This window comes from Brumimicrobium sp. (assembly GCF_048268645.1).
Classification (GTDB): Bacteria; Bacteroidota; Bacteroidia; order Flavobacteriales_D; family Crocinitomicaceae; genus Brumimicrobium; species Brumimicrobium ulvae.
On the sequence record NZ_JBLWVE010000016.1, the window covers coordinates 39,090 to 60,085 of the forward strand.

21 protein-coding genes are annotated in these 20,996 nt (G+C 36.3%); 6 read left to right on the forward strand and 15 right to left on the reverse strand.

Annotation, left to right across the window (positions count from 1 at the left end; genetic code table 11):
* Positions 1-38 precede the first annotated feature (38 nt).
* A complete protein-coding gene (gene proC / locus ACN0U3_RS11970) occupies positions 39-848 on the reverse strand; it encodes a pyrroline-5-carboxylate reductase (RefSeq protein ID WP_299207409.1) in 810 nt (269 codons plus the stop codon).
* Between the two features lie 336 nt (positions 849-1,184).
* Between proC and ACN0U3_RS11975 the strand changes: the two genes are divergently transcribed.
* Positions 1,185-2,165, forward strand: a complete 981-nt coding sequence (locus ACN0U3_RS11975; protein WP_417266407.1) for a glycosyltransferase family 9 protein — start codon at positions 1,185-1,187, stop codon at positions 2,163-2,165.
* A gap of 4 nt (positions 2,166-2,169) precedes the next feature.
* Here ACN0U3_RS11975 and ACN0U3_RS11980 read toward each other — a convergent pair whose 3' ends face one another.
* The 4 genes from ACN0U3_RS11980 to ACN0U3_RS11995 form a co-directional block, all read right to left on the reverse strand.
* The gene (locus ACN0U3_RS11980) at positions 2,170-2,385 is read right to left on the reverse strand and encodes a DUF3820 family protein (protein ID WP_299207403.1); all 216 of its coding nucleotides are present in this window, start codon (positions 2,383-2,385) and stop codon (positions 2,170-2,172) included.
* A gap of 21 nt (positions 2,386-2,406) precedes the next feature.
* A complete protein-coding gene (locus ACN0U3_RS11985) occupies positions 2,407-3,867 on the reverse strand; it encodes an aminoacyl-histidine dipeptidase (RefSeq protein ID WP_417266408.1) in 1,461 nt (486 codons plus the stop codon).
* Between the two features lie 135 nt (positions 3,868-4,002).
* Positions 4,003-5,691: an energy-dependent translational throttle protein EttA gene (ettA, locus tag ACN0U3_RS11990; protein ID WP_417266409.1), complete on the reverse strand. Its 1,689-nt coding sequence runs from the start codon at positions 5,689-5,691 to the stop codon at positions 4,003-4,005.
* A gap of 150 nt (positions 5,692-5,841) precedes the next feature.
* Positions 5,842-7,320, reverse strand: a complete 1,479-nt coding sequence (locus ACN0U3_RS11995) for a potassium/proton antiporter (protein WP_417266410.1) — start codon at positions 7,318-7,320, stop codon at positions 5,842-5,844.
* Between the two features lie 214 nt (positions 7,321-7,534).
* Between ACN0U3_RS11995 and ACN0U3_RS12000 the strand changes: the two genes are divergently transcribed.
* Positions 7,535-8,545 (forward strand): alpha/beta fold hydrolase, encoded by a 1,011-nt coding sequence (locus ACN0U3_RS12000; protein ID WP_417266411.1) that lies wholly within the window; start codon positions 7,535-7,537, stop codon positions 8,543-8,545.
* Here ACN0U3_RS12000 and ACN0U3_RS12005 read toward each other — a convergent pair.
* The 10 genes from ACN0U3_RS12005 to ACN0U3_RS12050 all read right to left on the reverse strand — a co-directional run bounded on the left by ACN0U3_RS12005 (position 8,542) and on the right by ACN0U3_RS12050 (position 17,647).
* Positions 8,542-9,117, reverse strand: coding sequence for a hypothetical protein (locus ACN0U3_RS12005; RefSeq protein WP_417266412.1), 576 nt, complete (start codon positions 9,115-9,117; stop codon positions 8,542-8,544). The genes ACN0U3_RS12000 and ACN0U3_RS12005 overlap by 4 nt on opposite strands.
* Positions 9,117-10,349: a nucleoside recognition domain-containing protein gene (locus ACN0U3_RS12010; protein WP_417266413.1), complete on the reverse strand. Its 1,233-nt coding sequence runs from the start codon at positions 10,347-10,349 to the stop codon at positions 9,117-9,119. The genes ACN0U3_RS12005 and ACN0U3_RS12010 overlap by 1 nt, the downstream gene beginning before the upstream one ends.
* Positions 10,350-10,378: 29 nt before the next feature.
* Positions 10,379-10,951, reverse strand: a complete 573-nt coding sequence (locus ACN0U3_RS12015) for a glutamine amidotransferase-related protein (RefSeq protein WP_299206195.1) — start codon at positions 10,949-10,951, stop codon at positions 10,379-10,381.
* Positions 10,948-11,382: a hypothetical protein gene (locus ACN0U3_RS12020; RefSeq protein WP_417266414.1), complete on the reverse strand. Its 435-nt coding sequence runs from the start codon at positions 11,380-11,382 to the stop codon at positions 10,948-10,950. Before ACN0U3_RS12020 ends, ACN0U3_RS12015 begins: the two co-directional genes overlap by 4 nt.
* Positions 11,379-12,074, reverse strand: a complete 696-nt coding sequence (locus tag ACN0U3_RS12025) for a hypothetical protein (RefSeq protein WP_417266415.1) — start codon at positions 12,072-12,074, stop codon at positions 11,379-11,381. Before ACN0U3_RS12025 ends, ACN0U3_RS12020 begins: the two co-directional genes overlap by 4 nt.
* Complete coding sequence (locus ACN0U3_RS12030; protein ID WP_417266416.1) at positions 12,071-12,760, reverse strand: GIN domain-containing protein; 690 nt, start codon at positions 12,758-12,760, stop codon at positions 12,071-12,073. The genes ACN0U3_RS12025 and ACN0U3_RS12030 overlap by 4 nt, the downstream gene beginning before the upstream one ends.
* Before the next feature lie 10 nt (positions 12,761-12,770).
* Complete coding sequence (locus ACN0U3_RS12035; protein ID WP_299206187.1) at positions 12,771-13,625, reverse strand: hydroxymethylglutaryl-CoA lyase; 855 nt, start codon at positions 13,623-13,625, stop codon at positions 12,771-12,773.
* Positions 13,626-13,648: 23 nt separating this feature from the next.
* Positions 13,649-14,668, reverse strand: coding sequence for a quinone-dependent dihydroorotate dehydrogenase (locus ACN0U3_RS12040; RefSeq protein WP_417266417.1), 1,020 nt, complete (start codon positions 14,666-14,668; stop codon positions 13,649-13,651).
* A gap of 76 nt (positions 14,669-14,744) precedes the next feature.
* Complete coding sequence (locus ACN0U3_RS12045; protein ID WP_299206183.1) at positions 14,745-15,596, reverse strand: DUF6089 family protein; 852 nt, start codon at positions 15,594-15,596, stop codon at positions 14,745-14,747.
* Positions 15,597-15,823: 227 nt separating this feature from the next.
* A complete protein-coding gene (locus ACN0U3_RS12050; RefSeq protein ID WP_417266418.1) occupies positions 15,824-17,647 on the reverse strand; it encodes an ABC transporter ATP-binding protein in 1,824 nt (607 codons plus the stop codon).
* A gap of 168 nt (positions 17,648-17,815) precedes the next feature.
* Between ACN0U3_RS12050 and rpmH the strand changes: the two genes are divergently transcribed.
* The 4 genes from rpmH to ACN0U3_RS12070 all read left to right on the forward strand — a co-directional run bounded on the left by rpmH (position 17,816) and on the right by ACN0U3_RS12070 (position 20,901).
* Positions 17,816-17,974 carry a 50S ribosomal protein L34 gene (rpmH, locus tag ACN0U3_RS12055; RefSeq protein ID WP_299206179.1) on the forward strand — a complete coding sequence of 53 codons (159 nt, stop codon included), beginning with the start codon at positions 17,816-17,818 and terminating at the stop codon, positions 17,972-17,974.
* A 183-nt stretch (positions 17,975-18,157) separates the two neighbouring features.
* Entirely contained in the window at positions 18,158-19,369 is a 1,212-nt protein-coding gene (sucC, locus tag ACN0U3_RS12060; RefSeq protein WP_299206177.1) for an ADP-forming succinate--CoA ligase subunit beta, read from the forward strand.
* Positions 19,370-19,451: 82 nt separating this feature from the next.
* Positions 19,452-20,231, forward strand: a complete 780-nt coding sequence (map, locus tag ACN0U3_RS12065) for a type I methionyl aminopeptidase (RefSeq protein ID WP_299206175.1) — start codon at positions 19,452-19,454, stop codon at positions 20,229-20,231.
* A 76-nt stretch (positions 20,232-20,307) separates the two neighbouring features.
* The gene (locus ACN0U3_RS12070; protein WP_417266419.1) at positions 20,308-20,901 is read left to right on the forward strand and encodes a hypothetical protein; all 594 of its coding nucleotides are present in this window, start codon (positions 20,308-20,310) and stop codon (positions 20,899-20,901) included.
* Positions 20,902-20,996: the final 95 nt, after the last annotated feature.

Here is a 20,996-nt window from a genome sequence, read left to right on the forward strand (position 1 = left end):
TTTATTATTTACTGATTGATTATAAAAGTGATGTGTTATTATTCTGGATCTTTTCCAAGTTCAACTGCTCTATTGAATGCCGCGTATGCTGCTTCTTTTATCAATTCTTCGACATTGTTGTCTTCCATTGAATCTAAAGCGGCTTGTGTTGTTCCTCCTTTAGAAGCAACTCTTTCCATCCAAGTTTGAGCAGAAATATCTGATTCATTGAAGAGTGTAACAGCACCTTCAAATGTAGAGCTTACCAATACCCGTGAATCGTTGTCTGAGAATCCCATTTTCTTCGCTGCTTCAAGCATTGAATTCATAAAATAGAACACATAGGCTGGTCCACTTCCTGAAATTCCCGTTGATTTATCGATAAAACTTTCATCAGCTACATGAATTGACGCTCCAGTTGTATCAAGCAAGTTTCTAACCATAAGAAGTTCAACTCTAGATACATTTTTAGAAGCCGTAAATGAAGTAACTCCTTTACCAACTTTGGCTGGTAGGTTGGGCATTGTTCTTACTACTTTTGAAACATCCAATTGCTCTTTTATAAAATCAATGGTGACTCCTGCCATAAGTGAAACAAAAACCTGTTGGTCATTGATCATGCCTTTCATTTTTTCAAAAAGCTCGACACAATGGTAAGGTTTTACAGCTATAAAGACAATATCTGCTTTGGGTAGACAGTCTTCTAAATTGGCGTATACTTCAAAGTCTGGATTCTGTCTTAATCGACTTAGTGTATCAGGACTTAAATCCTGAATCATTAATTTTCTACGGTTCAATAATGGAGATTGAGACATCCCTTCTGAATAGGTTAGCCCCATATTTCCACCACCGATTACTAATAATTTCATGTACTTTATTATTTGTTATTTTAATTTTCCTTTATTGTGCAACAACCATTCTAATCTCCAGAAAGCTTCATTTTACTGAGTTTTTTCTTTAATTTGGAATAGCATTTAGGTTTCTAAGCCTTGTCATGACTACGCTAGCAAACGGGTGTCAATCTATCATGATATTCTGTCATGACGCCTAAAGTCAATAGGCTCTGCTTTAAGATAAAAGAAATAGAAGCCTATAAAAGAATTAAAGAAAGAATTTTCATAAAAAAGTATAAATGCAAAAGGAGGGGGAGGTTTAATTTTAAATGGCATATGTTGACTATTGCATGAGTTTATTATCTTTGAGCTGTGCAAAGATTTTTAATCATACAGACCGCATTTTTGGGAGATGTCATTCTTTCAACGCCTATCATTTCAGAATTGAATAGAATTTATCCTGAGGCAAAGATTGATGTAGTTGTAAGGAAGGGAAACGAGTCATTATTAGCGAATAATCCTAAAATCAATCATGTTTTTGTTTGGAATAAACAAGAAGGGAAGTACAAGAGTTTGTTAAAGACCATCAAAGGCATTCGAAAGAATAACTACGATGAAGTTATAACTTTACAGCGTTATGCGAATGCAGGGTTGATGACGAAATTTGCAAAAACGAAAAGTAGAGTAGGCTTTGACAAGAATGCATTTTCGGGTATGTATTCGATTACAGCTCCGCATTCATTAGAGGACGGAACCCATGAAGTGGAAAGAAATTTAAAGCTTATAGCACACCATAATGCCCATTCATTACTTCGACCAGAAATGTATCCTTCAGAGGATGATTTTGAAGAAGTTGAAAAATATAAGTCGGGTCATTATTATTGTCTTGCGCCTGCGTCTGTTTGGGAAACCAAAAAGCTGCCGACCTCAAAATGGACGACGTTAATTGAATTGTTACTAGAGAAGGGAGGGGAGGTGAAACTTTTAGGAGGTCCAACTGATATTGATTTATGTGGTGATATTCAAAAAGCCTTTCCGAAAGGAGTTCAAAATTTAGCGGGTAAATTAAGTTTATTGCAAAGCGCAGCATTGATGAAAGATGCACGTATGAATTATGTGAATGATTCAGGCCCGCTTCATATTGCTTCTGCGATGAATGCACCAACACGTGCCTTCTTTTGTTCTACTGTTCCTCAGTTTGGGTTTGGTCCGCTTGCTGAAAACGCAAGGGTAATTGAAACAACCAAAAATTTAGATTGTCGACCTTGTGGTTTTCATGGGCATAAAAAATGTCCACTAGGTCATTTCGACTGTGGACATTCTATTGAAATTTCTGAAGAAAATATTCAGTAAAATATTACTTCCTAATTAATGGACGAATAAGATGTTCCAATCCGTTCACTTTAATTTCATACATTAACTGCATTTGATTGCCCAGCTTTCCTTTAGGAAATCCTTTTGAGTTATACCAAACATAGTAAGGTTCGGGAACTTCAACAAGGAGAAGCCCTTTGAATTTTCCAAAAGGCATTCTCATGTTAGCTAAATCAATTAATTCTTGTTGATTACTCATTAATTTAATTCTTTCATCAGATTAAGCCGTCTTTTTAGGTGTCTCTTTAAGAACCTCTAAAAGGAAACCCCAGAATTTCTGCACAGAACTGATCTGAACACATTCGTCAGGAGAATGAGCGTGACGAATATTAGGTCCAAATGAAATCATATCAACATTAGGCAAGTGTGTTCCTAGAATACCGCATTCTAATCCTGCGTGACAAGCCATAACATTTGGTTTTTCATTGAAACGTTTTTCATACATTTCGCGCATTGTTTTTAAAATCGAAGAGTCTGGATTTGGTTCCCATCCTGGGTAATCTCCAGTTTGTTCGACATCGGCACCCAGTAGATCGAATACACTTCTAATTGTTCTAGCGACGTCGTCTTTAGTTGTTTCAACACTACTTCTTTGTAAAGATTTAGTCTCAAACCTACCATCTTTGATGATTACTTGTGCCAATGAACTAGAGGTTTCCACAAGGTTGTCGAAGTTTAAGCTCATTTTAAACACCCCATTGAATACAGCATTTAATGCAAAGAGTATTGCTTCTTTGTCATGATTAGCCACCATTTTACTTGGTGTTTCAGTTTTTGTTACGCTTAAATCGATTTTAGTTTCTACCGGAGCATATTCAACTTTAAAGGTTTCAGCCATTGTTTTAACATGCCCTTCGAACTTTGCTGAATCATTTGAATCAACAGAAATAGTTGCAACAGCTTCTCTAGGAATAGCATTACGTAGTCCACCGCCATTCATGTCATGCAACATAATTTGTACTGGAGATTCAACAAGTAATCTTGCCATCATTTTGTTGGCATTACCTCTTCCTTTGTCGATGTCCATTCCAGAGTGTCCACCCATTAGTCCTTTCAATTCAACGTTATAAGTTACAACATCCGATTTTGAATCTTCCGTTTCGTATTCATAGCTTGTGTTGGTATCAATACCTCCAGCGCAACCAATACTAATTTCATCATCGTCTTCAGTGTCAAGGTTCAACAAAATAGTACCTTCATAAAAAGAAGGGTCTAGTTCTTTAGCCCCGGTCATTCCAGTTTCTTCATCAACTGTAAACATTGCCTCTAATGCAGGGTGTGGAATGTCTGAACTCGCTAGAAGTCCCATGATTGCAGCCACACCGATACCATTATCAGCCCCAAGTGTTGTTCCATCAGCTTTTACCCAATCACCGTCAACTATCATTTTGATTCCTTCTTTATCGAAATCAAATTCAGTAGCGTTATTTTTTTGATGTACCATATCAACATGAGATTGAAGAATTACCGTTTGACGGTCTTCCATTCCTTCTGTTGCAGGTTTTTTTATAATGATATTTCCAATTTTGTCGGTTGCTGTTTCTAAACCTAATTTATTCCCGAAATCCACCATGAATTGAATCACGCGTTCTTCTTTTTTACTCGGTCTTGGTACTTCGTTTAAATCAGCAAAGTTTTCCCAAATGGCTTTAGGTTCTAGTGCTCTTACTTCGTTTGACATATGTTTTGTTTTTTTTAGTTATCAAGTTTGTTAGTTATCAAGTTTGTTAGTTAGAAAGTTTGTTAGTTATCAAGTTTTACACTTAACTAATGCAAATTTGACAACTTGATAACTCTTCCAAACTTTATAACTTCCCTAGTCTACTGTTAATTTTCTGTATTTTAGTCGTTTTGGTGTGTGGTCACCTAATCGTTTTTTCTTGTTTTCTTCATATTCAGAGAAGCTTCCTTCGAAGGAATAGACTTTAGAGTCACCTTCGAATGCTAGAATATGCGTACAAATTCTATCTAAGAACCACCTGTCGTGAGAAACAACAACGACACAACCAGCAAAATTCATGATTCCTTCCTCTAAAGCACGTAGTGTATTGATATCGATATCGTTGGTAGGCTCATCCAAAAGGAGTACGTTGGCTTCTGTTTTTAACGTCATGGCTAAGTGCAAACGATTTCTTTCTCCACCAGAAAGCACACCTACTTTTTTGCTTTGATCAGAACCTGAAAATGCAAATTTTGACATATAGGCTCTTGCATTTACTTTTTGATTTCCGATTTCAATTAAGTCTGTTCCTCCGGAAATCACGTCATAAATAGTTTTTTCAGGATCTAAATCTTCATGTGCTTGATCGACATAACCTAATTTCACTGTTTCTCCTACTTTGAATTCTCCAGCATCTGGTTCTAGTTCACCCATAATCATCTTGAAAATGGTTGTTTTTCCAGCACCATTTGGACCAACTATACCTACAATCCCGTTAGGGGGTAGGCTAAAGTTAAGATCGTCATATAAGAGTTTGTCTCCAAATGATTTAGCTACGTTAACAGCATCGATCACATTGTTTCCTAATCGTGGTCCATTAGGAATAGGAATTTCTAATTTCTTTTCTTTTTCTTTAGCATCTTCGGCCATTAACCTGTCGTAGTTGCTCAGACGCGCTTTGTTCTTCGCATGACGTCCTTTAGGATTCATACGTACCCATTCAAGCTCGCTGTCTAACATTTTCTTACGTTTAGACTCTTGTTTTTCTTCCTGTTCTAAACGTTTAGATTTTTGCTCCAACCAAGATGTATAGTTTCCTTTCCATGGAATTCCTTCCCCACGGTCAAGTTCTAAAATCCATCCTGCTACATTATCAAGGAAGTAACGGTCGTGAGTTACCGCAATTACAGTTCCTTTATATTGTTGTAAATGTTGTTCCAACCAGTGAATTGACTCTGCATCCAAGTGGTTGGTAGGCTCATCTAACAATAAGATATCTGGCTTTTGTAACAATAATCTTGTCAAGGCCACACGACGGCGTTCACCTCCAGAAAGGTGTTCAACAGACTGGTCGTCAGGAGGACAACGCAATGCATCCATAGCTCTGTCAAGTTGTGCGTCCAATTCCCAAGCGTCAACAGCATCGATTTGATCCTGAACCTGACCTTGTCGAGCAATTAGTTTCTCCATTTTATCTGGATCATTCAAGATTTCTTCGTCCATAAACGAATTGTTGATTTCCTCATATTCTTTAAGGATATCAACAGTTTCCTGAACCCCTTCCATTACAATCTCTTTTACTGTTTTACTTGGATCCAATTCAGGCTCCTGCGGTAAATAACCTACAGTGTATCCATCAGAAATAGTTAAGTCTCCAATGAAAGATTTATCAATTCCTGCAATGATTTTCATTACAGTTGATTTACCAGAACCGTTTAAACCGATAATTCCGATTTTCGCTCCATAGAAAAAGGACAATGAAATATCCTTTATTATTTGTTTTCCTGCTGGGGTAGATTTACTCACACCCATCATTGAAAAAATGATTTTTTTATCGTCTGACATATTCAAAATTTAATGATTCAAATGTAGTCATTTCTATCGACATTTAGGCATTGAATTCGGACAATTCATGTGCTATGGCAAGTTAAACGGTGGTGTTTAGTTTTGCTTGTAAAATAAAAGCATTTACTACACAAAAAAAGCTGTTTAAAGCTATCGAACTTCAACGATTTTTTGTTTAAGACAATTGCTGATTTGATCGAAATCTTTCTCATGATCTGAAAGCACGACCAATATATCGTTGGGTTCAATAATGGTAGATCCATCAGGAGTAATGAAATGGTCATTTCTTTTAATCATGGCGATCACCGCAGATTTGGGGAAACCTAAAGAAACAACTTTACTTCCAATGGCAATACAGTTGTCGGTGACATGGACTTCATGCAGTACAGATTTAGGGGAATTTGTAATAAATCGGTCGTATTCTGTAACAATTTTTTGATCTTCAGGTAAGTCTACTTTTAGCCATTTCGCAACAAGACTTAAGCTCGTTCCTTGCAATAATACGGAAGTCACAGAAATAAAGAAAACGATATTGAACATCATATCTGCTTTATCGATACCTGCAATTAGGGGGTAGGTGGCAAAAACGATTGGAACAGCGCCTCGAAGTCCGACCCATGAAATAAAGAAACGTCGTTTTAATTTCATTTTAAACGGAATCAAACTAATGAAGACAGCTAAAGGTCGAGCAATAAAAATTAGGAATAAAGAAATCAATAACCCTATTCCCATAAACGGCATAACTTCAGAAGGGAAGACGAGTAATCCAAGTGTTAAGAACAAAATAATTTGCATTAACCACGCTAATCCATCGTACATTTTTAAGATGGTTTTTTTGTTGATTAAATCTTGATTACCTAGATACACGGCGCAAATATAAATGGCTAAGAAACCATTTCCACCTAAAGAATCGGTTGCAGAAAAGGTGATGAACATTAAAGCGATTACCAAGACAGGATAAAGTCCTTCGAAACCAAGTTTAATGTTGTTAATGAGGTATTTACTTAAGACTCCAAATCCAAATCCTGCAATTGCACCAAGGATCATTTGTAAGAGAAACATGGGAAGGATGGACACTAAACTTTGGTCTTGATTTATAACGAGGGTCAGGAAAGAGATAGTCAAAACATAAGCCATAGGGTCGTTACTTCCGCTTTCTAATTCAAGGGTTGGACGTAAGTTGGCTTTTAGTGCAATACTTTTTGAACGTAAAATAGAGAAAACAGCGGCGGCATCAGTAGAAGAAACAATAGACCCTAAAAGAAGACTCTCATAAATTGTAAAATCGGTTAACCAATGCACAAAAAGCCCCAATGAAACAGCAGTCAGTAAGACTCCAAGGGTAGAAAGTACAACTCCTTCTCTTACAATTGGTTTTACGGTATTCCAGTTCGTGTCTAGTCCACCTGAAAACAAAATAAAGTTCAAAGATACTATACCGATAAACTGAGCAATTTGTTGATTGTCAAATTTAATTCCTGCAAGTCCGTCCGATCCAGCAATCATCCCTATTGTTAAGAATAATAATAAGGTAGGCACTCCAAATCTAGAGGAAGTTTTTCCAATAACAATGCTAATAAAAAGCAGGAGGGAACCAATCAATAAAATATTCTCAGTTGTTAGAACCATTCAAATTTGGGCTTGTATTTAACCTTAAAATAATCGCATTTGGTAAAACCAGTAATTGGCTTTATCGATCAAGGATTTAAAGTTAAATGTTTAAAAAATCTATATCATTACAAAAATAAGAAATGTTTGTTCAATTAGAGTTTTGGATTAGGTAAATACCAACAGTAAAGAAAGAATGATTAATTTAGTTACATCATTGTAAATTTAATTATTCATGAAAAATGTAATACTATTTTTAACTTTTCTAGTTTCAATCCCTTATTCATTGTCTCAAACTAGAGTAGTAGGAACAGATTATACTTCTTTTCGTATTGAACAAGAAAATGATACTATAGATTTCGTGATTGCTGATACGGTTTTAAATGTTAAAAAACCATTGTTATTATTCTGTCAAGGTTCTTTGCCCGTTCCATTGTTTGTCGATTTTGGAAACCATAGAATAGCACCACTTCAATTTGGAAATTTCGATTTAGAAAACATGAAAAAACATTATCATGTGGCCGTTATTTCAATGCCCAAAACTCCATTAGTTCCAAAAATTGAAGAGCTTTCAGAGCAATACTTTTATATTGGAAATTCTGGAAGAAGAAATCCAACAGATGAGTTTTCATTGGCGGATTACCTTGAGAATTATGTGAGAAGAGCAAATACAGTGATTGAATTTATGATGAATGAGGATTATGTTGATACTTCAAAAATTGTAGTTTTTGGTCATTCTCAAGGCAGTAGAGTAGCAGTTGCACTTGCAGATGATAATGAGCATGTCACGCATTTGGGATTATCAGCCTATAGTTATGAACCAAGGATGCATGAGATTTTACGGAGAATTAGGGTCCGTGCTGAAAAAGGTGAGATTACTTGGGAGGAAGCTGATTCTTTGCAAGCCAATCGTTATGCATTTTATGCCCGTGTGCACAATGATGATTCTTTAAAAGCAAGGCCACATTTAACTTCTTGGAGGTCGTTTTCGAAATCATCTCTTCATGAATTGGCAGGATTGAAAATACCAGTTTATATTGTCTACGGCTCCGAAGATATTGGTTGTGTAAACTCAGACATGATTCCATTATATTTTATCGAACAAGGCAAAATGAATTATGTTGTGAAACGTTATCCTGGATTAGAACATAACTTTTTTCCATTAGTTGATGGAAAACCAGATTATAAAAATGGAGAGTGGAAGAATGTTATGAATGCATTTATTGAATGGAGTTTGGGGGATTAATTGTAATCCGCAATCTCATCTTCCTCATTTAATACAGCATTTTTTTCTTTGCTCATTAATAATGAATGAATCATTGCAACGACAATTAAAATACCGTAGAGAATTTTATCAAAAAAGGAAACGTCTTCAATGAAATACTGAAAACCGAGAACGAAAAACATATAGATAAAATGAAATGCCAATCCGCCTAAAACCACTAAAGTGTAAATTCGTTTTTTACGATACATCAATACCAATCCGAAGAAAATGAATAGCCAAACAAATAGGCTGTTGAAATAAAACGTGGTGATAGAGGAAAGAAATTCCTCTCCGTTAAATCCGAGGTTTTGTCCGTTTTTGATAATCACATCTTTAACCGAAAAGCCTTTATTCTCTTCAATAATGTCAGAAGTTAACAACACAAAGTAGCTCACGGCATTCCAAATCGTAAGTAACAACCACGAGAACAAAGAGGAGGTAAACATCAACCGTGTAAATCCATCAGGTTTATTTTTTCCAAGAATAAGCGTTTTGAGTCTTACCAATAATGGAATTGCATCTTCTGGCTTGAGTTGATCTAGCTTTTTTCTCATTAGGTGTAAAATAAGAATGAGATAAATATAGCCGCTATAATTCCAGCAGCATCTGCAATTAATCCTGCACCAGCAGCATAACGGGTTTTTTTAATGCCCACAGAACCAAAGTATACTGCTAAAACATAAAATGTTGTTTCGGTTGATCCTTGGAAAGTAGCCGCCATTTTACCAATGAAGGAGTCAACACCATGGGTTGCAAATGTCTCTAACATCATTCCACGTGCAGCACCTCCGCTGAAGGGTTTCATAAATGCAGTCGGCAAAGCTTCTACGAATTCAGTGTTGGCCACATGGGCAAGTTTTAAGAGGTAGCGAACACCATCAAAAAGTATTTCCATGGCTCCAGAAGCTTTAAAAACACCAATTGCAACAAGAATAGCGACCAAATAAGGAACGATTTTAATGGCCACGTCGAAACCTCCTTTTGCACCGTCAATAAAAACTTCGTAGACATTGATTCTCTTTCGAATACCTAGTATCAAGAAGGTGATAATTACTGAGAATAAAAGTAGATTTCCGCCGACATTGGAGACCGGTTCAACCCAATCAGGATTGTTGTATAGCCAAACCAATAATCCTACGATGAGTACGGTCAGTGTTCCTAAATATCCAAGAATAACTTTATTCAGTAAGTTGATTTTTTGTTTGTAGGCCACCACCATTAATCCAACCAGTGATGCGAAAAAAGTAGAAATAAGAATTGGTAAAAAGACCTCCGAGGGGGAAGTAGATCCAGCTCCACTACGGTAGGCTAAAATACTCACAGGAATAATGGTTAACCCAGAGGTGTTCATGACCAGGAACATGATTTGTGCATTAGAAGCAGTGTCTTTCTTTGGATTAAGCTCTTGCAACTGTCCCATCGCCTTTAGTCCAAGAGGAGTAGCAGCATTGTCTAATCCAAGCATATTGGCGCTGAAATTCATCATCATCGAACCAACGGCAGGATGATCCTTTGGAATGTCAGGAAATAATTTTCCAAATAATGGAGAAACCAATCTTGTTAAAATGCGAATTGCACCACCTTTTTCACCGATTTCCATTATCCCCATCCAAAGGCAAAGCGCACCAGTTAAGAACAGAGCAATTTTAAAAGCAAGTTCAGCACTGGCGAATAGCTCGTTGACCATTTCCTTGAAAATCATTAAATCACCAAAGAAGATTAGTTTTCCTAATCCAACAGCCAATGCTGACATAAACAATCCGATCCACAAGCGATTTAATAACATAATTGCTAAGTTCTAAAAATAAGTTGGAATCAATTTGCTTTCCCCATAGAAATATTCACAAAGTTATCCATAATGACTGCCCCTAAATTTCCGGAAACCTCAGGTAGAAATTGTACTCCGTAAATAGGCGCATCATGTTTTTTCATGGCTTCATTAATGCTGTAATCTGAACTGGCTAAAAGTTGGAATCCAGGAGGGATGGAAATGGTGCCTGCATTGTCTTTGATCAATTGTACTTCGTAGGGGAGCTTGTCAAAAAGTCCTTCAGTTTCTAAAAGCCCAATGTCCACAAGTTCATTTCGGTAGGGTTCATAAGCAGGACGCGCATCAAAACAAACGCCCAATAAGTGGTGTCCGACTCCAATTCCCAGTACAGGTATCTCAAGTTTTAAAACTTCCTTTATTTTCTCAATATATTTTTCTACGTTGGTTTCGTGAATTGAAATATGTGCGTGAGAAATAATAGCTCCTTTAGGATTTAACTTTTGAATTTCTTCGTATTGAATATCGTAAATAGAGACTGTAGTATAATCGCTGTATTGATCTACCAAATCCTCCAATTTATAAATCGATGAATAACCACAATCGATAATTAAAATCATAATACAGGAGGTTTTAGGGTTTTAAAACGCCAAGTCTCTGGGTTCTCACCAGTACTTTTAAGCTCAAGATAAGTGTTGGTGATTTTTATTATTTCGTAATATTCTGATGGGCTGTCCTTGAAGTCAAGGATTAGTTTAGAGCGGTCTTTATGATCATTTTCTATTCTGTAATGACCAACAAGACCAGCATCACTTCCTAAATGGATGAGTTCTTGTTCTCTAAATGTGCCGTTTAAATAAAAAGTATATGTTTTTCTGTAGGCCTTCAGTTTTGAAACCTTTTTTGACTTTAAATCATCGGTATTATTAAGGACCCATACTTTTGCACTATTGGAATGAATATGGTGAGTTGGGAAATTTGAGTCTAAGGTGTATTCATTGATACAGGCAGAAAGCAGTATGGATGATATGATAAAAATAAAGCTTCTCAAAAGATCAGTTCCTTTTCATTGATACGTTCAAGAATTGCCTTTGAGGCCCTTTGTTTTAAATCAGGTGTATCAAATGTTCCATGTAAATCACCAACGGCTTCTACAAAGTGATATTTACCTTCTTTGTATCTGATCAGAACATCATAACGATCGAATTTATCGTTTCCTAAATCGTCAAAAATAGCAACGATTAGGTCGTCAATTTCATTTGGAGTAGTTATGCGTTCAACCAAGTAACCAACAATTCCATTCATTAAAACCAGTTTGCCTTTTTCTCTTACGAAAATCAATAAGCGTCGGTAGGGATAATTATTAACTCCCGCTTTGACTTGCAACAGAAATGCATCTTCAATGCTTCTTTTGTGATTGTATGGATGAAACTCGAAGAATTTAGCACTGCAAGGTGTTGTGCCATCTTGTGCAGAAGCATCAAAGTTGGGATTACATAAATGGGTTTCGATTAAGAGTTCATAATACTTTTTGTCATCGAAACCTGAGGCGTTAAATAAGGTTTCTACTTTTATTGTATCAGTAGTGGAGTCTCCTGTCGTGGAAACTTCCTCCCCATCAGAAATATTTCCCTCGGTATTTTCTTTATTTAAAGGGGGAGTTGATTCACTTTTTTCTGCGCTGTCATTGCTACAGGCAAAAATAAAAAACACGCTAAAAACAGAAATAAGTCTTAATATCATATCTTTTCAATTGTACCTCCTAGTGTGATTTTTTGAGTAATATCAGGATTTCCAGTATAGTTAATAGTTCCGCCGCTGGTAACTTTAGCGTTTAGAATTTTTGTCGGCCCGCAGATAATTTCGCCACCAAAAGTAATGTTTGCGATGACTTCTTTTGATTTTAAGCGCACGGCAGCAATTATACCTCCCGTTTTTACAGTAGGTTCAAATAATTCTGTTTTTCCTGTAATGCGAATTGATCCTCCTTTTGTGATTTCAGCCTTAACCGTTGGAGCATTGATGTTTTCAATAAGCATTTTACTGCCAGAATCCACTTTGTAACTAACGTTAGATTCAAAATCACCAGCTTCATTAATTCTAATCTCAGCACCTCTTCTTGCTTCAACATTAGCAATCGGTGAAGGAGTGTAGATGATGATGTGTAAGTCAATTGTTTCAACAAAGCTACCGCTGTATTTTATTGTAAGAACTTTGTTGGTGTATGAAAAAGAAAGGTTGTTTAGATCTACTTTATCGCTGTGTTTGTTCACAATGGCTTCTTTTCGATCAGACTGTACAACCTCTACGGGGAAATTACCAATTACAACGAGGGATTCGAAGTTTGATAATTCATATGCAGTTGTTTCTTTTCCTATCGCTGTATGGATAAAAAATAAAGATGTAATCATTAAAAATATATTCTTCATATCATAAAGCTTAAAAAACGTAATTACTTTGTTGCACAGCTCTTTCTAAAGCTCCATTGTCAATATTTGTGCGAATGTTGTTTTCTGTAAAATAGGCCACCATTTTTTCAGTAGGCATATTTCCTACCAAGTCATCTTTGGCCATTGGACAACCTCCAAACCCTCTAATTGCACCATCAAATCGTCTGCATCCAGCATCATAGGCTGCCTTGACTTTTTTGTGATAAGTGTCTGGTGTTGTGTGAAGGTGAACACCAATCTCTGCATTGGGCAATTCTGGAGTTATTCCATTGAGAATACTGGTAATTGACCCAGCAGTCGAAACTCCGATAGTATCAGAAAGTGATAAAATTTCGATCCCCATTTCATTGTTTAATCGAGAAGCCCATTTTAAAACAGTTTCAGCATTCCATGGGTCACCGTAGGGATTACCAAAGCCCATTGAAAGATAGACCACTAATTTTTTATTGGATTTTACTGCTATTTCTTGAATACTTTCTAATCTCCCTAAACTACCTTCAATAGAGGTGTTGGTATTGCGTTGTTGGAATGTTTCTGAAACAGAAAAGGGGTATCCTAAATAATTGATTTCTTCAAATTGAGCAGCATCTTGGGCACCTCTTTCATTGGCTACGATGGCCAACAACTTCGAACGGGTATTAGATAGGTTTAAGTGTTTAAGCACCTCTGCTGTGTCTTTCATTTGGGGAATAGCCTTAGGCGAAACAAAACTTCCAAAATCAATCGTATCGAATCCTACTTTTAAAAGTTCATTGATATATGAAATCTTTGTTGTTGTGGGAATAAACTCCTTGATACCTTGCATTGCATCACGAGGACACTCTATAATTTTTAATTCTTCCATTTTACTAATATAAGAAAAGCTTATTATTTTAACAGCGCTTCATTGATTTCTCTTAATAATTTAGGACCTTCATAGATAAAACCAGTATAAACTTGGAGTAACGAGGCGCCTGCTTCAATTTTTTCCAAGGCATCTTTCGCTGAATGAATTCCACCAACACCAATAATAGGAAAACTACCGTTGGATTGGTCGTGCAGGTAACGGATGACTTCTGTAGAACGTTTGGTTAATGGCTTTCCTGATACTCCTCCAGCTCCTATTGCTTCGACATTTTCAGTTTTTAATCCAGATCGGTCGATAGTTGTGTTGGTTGCAATAACGCCTTCTATTTTTGTTTCTGCTACGATGTCTATGATATCATCCAGTTGACTGTCGGTTAAATCTGGTGCAATTTTTAATAGAATAGGACGTTGAATTTCCTTGGTTTGATTGAGGTCTTTTAAAGTTTTCAATAAGGCGGTTAAAGGAGCTTTGTCTTGCAATGCTCTTAGATTAGGAGTGTTTGGAGAACTTACGTTGACTACGAAGTAATCCACATGCTGATAAAGTGCGTTGAAACATGCCACATAATCATCAACGGCATTTTCATTTGGTGTGACTTTGTTTTTACCAATATTACCACCGATGATTAGTTTTGTTTTTCGTTTTTTTAGCTGTTCAACTAGGGTTTCTAATCCATCGTTGTTGAAACCCATTCTATTGATGATCGCTTCATCTTCAGTTAAACGGAACAGGCGTTTTTTTGGATTCCCTTCTTGTGCAAGTGGCGTTACAGTACCTACTTCTATAAAACCAAACCCACAATATTCTAATTCATTAAATAGTTTTCCATTTTTATCAAACCCAGCGGCAAGTCCAACAGGGTTTTTAAAAGTTAATCCAAATAATTTTCTCTCTAATTTTTTATCTTCTACAACGTACCATTTTTTCCACAGAGATTTCATCCCTGGAATGGACAAGGTAAACTTGATTAATTTGAAGGTGAAATGATGGATCTTTTCTGGGTCAAAAAGAAAGAAAATGCGTTTAATTAAAGCGTACATAGCATAAATGTTTTGACAAAAATAGGAATAAAAAAAGGCGAGCCATTCGCTCACCTTAATATTATTTTATATTCGATTAAAATTTTGTTCTTCCTTTCCATTTTACCCTTGAACCACGTTTTGGTTTAGGATAAGTAATGTTTCTAGTAAGTACAATATTCGCAAAAAGATAAGCGTCTTTATCTTCAGAATTTCCACGTTGCATTCCCTCCCCAAACCAGGAATGATTTTCTATGGCTGGATTGGCTGCATATACAGCGTCAGAACCAACTTCAGAAGCCAATGTGCTTGGGCTATAGTAAACGGTACTCACATCATCTATATAGTCAGTAAATGTTTTATTGTAGGAAATTTCCATGCCTAGTCTCCAAAATTGACCTATACCAAATTTAAAGCCGACACCAAAGGGAATCGCTAAACTAAACATTCCATATTCATCTGCGCCTCCAGGTAGTCCTTGGCCTTCGGTTCTTAAGGGGCGAAGGTTGGTCCATTTCCCATTGATTTGTGTTTGAGGGTTGTAATAGAACCCAGAAATTCCTGAAAAAACATAGAGTACATCTGCTCTTGGGCGCATTCCTTTTAATCCACGTATGTTGTATCTGGCCCCCACCTTTTCGTTGGCTAAGATAATTAGTTCTAAGCGTTGACTTAACTCTAAGATAGGGGAGCGGAAGGAAAGGTTTCTGCTTCGGCGAATAATTTCATCAGTATTAGAATCTTTTCCATCAACTAAAGCAAAATACAATTGTGTTGAAGTGGCCCATCTTGGGTGAAATCTAAATCGGTAACCTAGTCCGCCACCAATCCTTGTACTTGAAAAATCAAGATCTACGATAGACTTCTGTGTTCCTTCTTTGTTTAGTCCTCCTAAATCTCCTAAAAAGAAGGTAGGTCCAACAGCGAAGAAGACCTCATGCTTATTCATTGACCAATTTTTCGAAGAGTTAAAGTTGGAACTCATCTGTCCAAATAATTGGCTTGAAATCAATAAGCTGAGAGATAATAAGTAATTTCTCATTGCATTAAGTTGTCTGTTGCTTTAGCATTTAACATTACAAATATAAAAAGGTTATTCAGAATATCAAGAATATTATTAATCCACTGAACAGCCAGTATACGATTAAAGCTTTGAATTTCAAAGTGTACATGTGATTAGTTTAGCTGCATTTCATTTAAGTTTGCATAAACTCCATCTACTTTATTGATCAACTCGTCATGTGTCCCTTTTTCAACAATCTTACCGTGCTCCATCACCAGTATTGTATCTACCTTACGAATGGTAGATAGGCGATGGGCGATAATGAAAGAAGTTCTGTTTTCCATTAAGTTGTCTAAAGCGTCTTGAACCAATCGTTCTGATTCCGTGTCTAAAGCAGAAGTAGCCTCATCTAAAATAAGAATTGTTGGGTCCTTTAATATTGCTCGCGCAATGGCTATTCTTTGTTTTTGTCCACCCGAAAGTTGAATTCCACGGTCACCAACTTCTGTTTCGAATCCATCAGGAAAAGAAGAGATGAAGTCAAAGGCATTGGCCTTTTTGGCTGCAGAAATGATTTCCTCATCTGTAGCGACTTGTTTTCCAAAACGAATATTATCTTTTATACTCCCGCTGAATAAAATGACCTCTTGAGGTACTAGAGCAGTGTGGCTTCTTAAGTGATTCAATGAAAATTCACTCACATCAGTTCCGTCGATGGTATAAGTTCCTGAAGTTGGAGAGTAAAAACGTTGAAGTATGGAAGCTATGGTTGTTTTTCCTGCTCCAGAAGCTCCAACGAAGGCGATTTTCTCTCCCTTCTTTGCTGAGAACGTAAGATGGTCGAGTACTTTAAAATCTTTTCTTTGCGGATAAAAGAAAGAAACATCATTGAATGCAACATCACCGTGTATTGGAGTTGTTTTTGTTCCTTTATGGATCATTTCTTCCGTTTCTTCAGTAATAATATTCATTAAATGTTCTGTTGCTCCAACTGCTTTTTGCATTGTTGCATATAAATCAGGAATAGACCCGATACTGGCCCCCATGAATACAGTAAACATAACAAATGAAAAGAAATCTCCTTTGTCTAATGTTGCGTCAGGACCAACTGTCATGTGGAGTCCTTGCCAGATGATAAAAATAATTGCACCAAAAAGACATGTAATAATAAATGAAATAAAGAGACCTCTCCAGTTTCCACTTTTAATATTTAACTTTTTAATCGTTTCGATTGATTTTCTGTATTTAGCAATCATAAAAGCTTCATTGGTGAAGGTTTTTACATTAGTGATGCCCATTAAGCTTTCTTCGATTATAGCGTTTGAAGTAGCAGAATAATCTTGTGCTTTTTTGCTTAACTTTCTAATGAATCGACCGAATATTACTGCGATTAAGGCCATTACCGGGACGGTCGCTAGCATAATTAGCGCCAGTTTCCAAGAAACGATTGTAATGAAAATAATGGAACCAATAATAATGATGATTTGTCTAAAGAATTCAGCGATGGTAGTTCTAAGCGTATCTTGAATTAGGGTAATATCAGCTGCAATTCTACCTGTTAGTTCACCAACCTTGTTTTTATTGAAGAAATCCATAGGCATGTAAACCAATTTATCGAAGGCATCTTTTCTGATGTCTCTCATTGTTTTTTCTGTGACTTGGGTAAAAATAACTACCCTAAAGAAAGAGAACACGCTTTGAATGACCAATAAAACCAATAAAGCTAAGGCAACACTATTGATGTTGTTCAAGTCAATCCCTTCTAAAAGTTCTTGATTGCTTGGGGTACCGGTTTCAGAAGGTAGGTCACTTCCTAAAAGCTGGCCTAACAAGTAGGGGAAAAACAATCCTGCAGAAGAGGAGAGTACTAAAAAGATCCAGCCAATAAAAAAGTATAAACGATAAGGCTTTAAATAACTAAAGATGCGTTTCGCTTTTTGAACTGATTCTTTGCTAAGTTTTACACGGTCCTTCTTTTTATTTTTTGGTTTAAGCATTCTTTGTACAGTATAAAATGTAAATTGGATTGCAAAGTTAATGGAAGAAGTGTGGATAACGATTAAAAAAAGAATATTTTTGCATTTGAGTTTTGTTTAAATCAAAAAAGAATTACCTTTGCCATCCTTAAACGGAAAGAGAATTTTTAAATTATAATAAAATAGGTCATGAAAAGAACGTTTCAACCATCACAACGTAAGAGAAGAAATAAGCATGGATTCCGTAGTCGTATGGCTACAAAAAATGGTCGTAGAGTACTCGCTGCTCGTCGTCGTAAAGGAAGAAAAAGACTTACAGTTTCTAGTGATAAGTTAGCTAAGCGCTAGGAATTAGAATAATATTGATAATAGTCCATCAGCAACAGGTGGACTTTTTTTGTTTAATGGTACTTTTTAGGTATTTAAAGGTATAAAGAATTTATATTGAGTTGTTTATTACTTTTTAGCAGTTATGCTTGAAAATTGTATTAAATAAGATTACTTTAGTGCCGAAATTAATAATGTAAAATAATGAATTTACACGAATATCAAGGAAAATCGATTTTAAAGAGTTTTGGAGTTGCAATTCAAGAAAGCGTAGTGATTGACGCGGTTGAAGATGCTGTAAGCAAAGCAAAAGAGTTAACAGAGAAAACAGGTACTGAATGGTATGTTGTTAAGGCACAAATTCACGCTGGAGGTCGTGGAAAAGGAATCATCGAAGAGACAGGTTCACACGGAGTAGTTTTAGCCAAAGGAATCGATAAAGTTGAAGAGGTTGTAAAGGGAATCTTAGGAGGACATTTAGAAACTGCACAAACAAACGGTGTAGCTAAAAAAGTGAATAAAGTGATGATCGCTGAGGATGTATACTATCCTGGTGAAAGTGAGCCGTCTGAAATCTATATGTCCGTTTTAATGGATCGTGATAGTGGAAGAAACGTAATTATTTATTCGACAGAAGGGGGGATGGATATCGAAGCGGTAGCTGAGGAGACACCACACCTTATCTTTAAGGAAGAAGTTGATCCACGAGTTGGACTTCAAGGATTCCAAGCAAGAAAAATCGCATTTAATTTAGGATTAAGCGGAAAAGCGTTTAAAGAAATGACGAAATTCGTTTCCTCTTTATATGCCGCTTACATAGGATGTGATGCATCAATGTTTGAAATTAACCCAGTGTTAAAAACATCAGATGATAAAGTGATTGCAGTTGATGCTAAAGTTACTTTGGATGCAACGGCTTTGTTCCGTCATAAGGATTATGCAGCAATGCGTGATAAAACAGAAGAAGATCCTGCAGAGGTTGAAGCTGATGAGGCTGGATTAAACTTCGTTAAATTGGATGGAAACGTTGGTTGTATGGTGAATGGTGCTGGACTAGCAATGGCTACAATGGACATTATCAAGCAGTCAGGTGGTAATCCTGCGAACTTCCTAGATGTTGGAGGTACAGCAGATGCAGCTCGTGTTGAGAAAGCATTTGAAATCATTTTAAAAGATGAAAACGTGAAAGGAATCTTGATCAATATCTTTGGTGGTATTGTTCGTTGTGATCGTGTTGCACAAGGTATTGTTGATGCGTACAAAAACATGGGTGGAATTCCAGTTCCCCTTATCGTACGTTTGCAAGGAACAAATGCTGTTGAAGCGAAAAAATTAATCGATGAGTCAGGATTAAACGTTCACTCTGCTGTTCTTTTACAAGAAGCAGCTGATAAAGTGAAAGAGATTTTATCTTAATCATCTGAGTGTTTACATATTTTAATGAGGGAGCATTCTAGAATGTTCCCTTTTTACTTTTTTAGAACTTTTTAATAGGTCTATGATTATTTATAAGACAAAAGAGCAAATTGAGTTGATAAGAGAAGCAGCTCAAGTAGTAAGTAGAACATTGGGGAAAGTTGCTGAGGCAATTGAACCTGGGATTTCGACTTTAGAGTTGGATGCAATTGCTGAAAGTTATATCCGATCGCAAAATGCAATTCCAGGATTTTTAGGATTGTATGATTTTCCAAATACATTGTGTATTTCTGTAAACGATGAAGTTGTTCATGGTTACCCAAGAAAGGACCTTATTCAAGATGGTGATCTTGTTTCTGTAGATTGTGGTGCTATTTTAGAAGGATATTACGGAGATCATGCCTATACATTTGCAGTTGGAAATGTTTCTGAAGATAAATTGAAATTACTGAAAGTAACGCAAGAATGTTTGGAAATTGGAATTGAACAAACTAGAGTAGGGAACAGGTTAGGTGATATTGGTTACCATATTCAAAAACATGCAGAAGATCATGGGTACGGAGTCGTTAGAGAACTTGTTGGACATGGTATTGGGCAAACAATGCACGAAGAGCCACAGATTCCGAATTACGGAAGAAGAGGACGTGGTAAAAAAATTAAAGAAGGATTGACCATTGCAATTGAACCAATGATTAATATGGGAACTGAGCAAATCAAGTACCTCTCTGATGAATGGACAATCGCCACAGCAGATGGAATGCCAAGTGCACACTTCGAGCACAACGTAGCTGTGATTGATGGTCAGCCTGTTAAGCTTTCTACGTTTAAATATGTAGAAGAAGCTTTGGCGAAGAAAAAGTAATTTTCAGGTATTCTATTTTGACTAAATCCTTATCTTGTAAACGGTAAGGATTTTTTACTTGACCTAAAGATAAAACATGGAAGCTTTAAGAAAAACAGTGATTGTTGGTTGCCTAATTTATGGACTATATGGATTAATGAGTTTGTTGCAGTTGGGCACCTTTATACCGCCTTTGCCCATTAAACCTTTCCTCTTTGCTACTTTTCTAATCACCTATGTGGTGGTATCTCAAAAAGACTTTTCTCCTCTTTTAAGAATTTCTCTTTTAGTTTGGATGACTACCTTGATTTTTGTTGGACAATACTTTGTCGAATTCTTTTTCGATCACACAACAGTCGACTTGTACCTTAATAATGTTGAACCAGTTGTTTTGATGGGTTCTGTTGCTGCTTTTATTGCACTTGTGTATAAATTAATTCGCGAGATGGGATACAGATCAATGCAATATTATTTGCCATTAATAATTTCCTTGGCGATTATCCCTTTGACCATTTTATTTAAAGACCAATTCGCTTTTGATTGGGGGATTATAATCGTTGCTTTTTTATTATTTCTCTTTGAACGTCTTAAAAAGGCTAGTTCTACAGAAGAAATACATGAAAAAATACTATTTGTTATTTATGGTGTTGCAGTAATAACTGTCATTGAACGAATGACTTACCTCATTTAAAAAATGGTGTTGAAAAAAATCATACATATTTTTTCGAAAAATGATTTGAATAGTCTAAGTAATTAGTATTTTTGCAGTCCGCAACTGAAATGGTT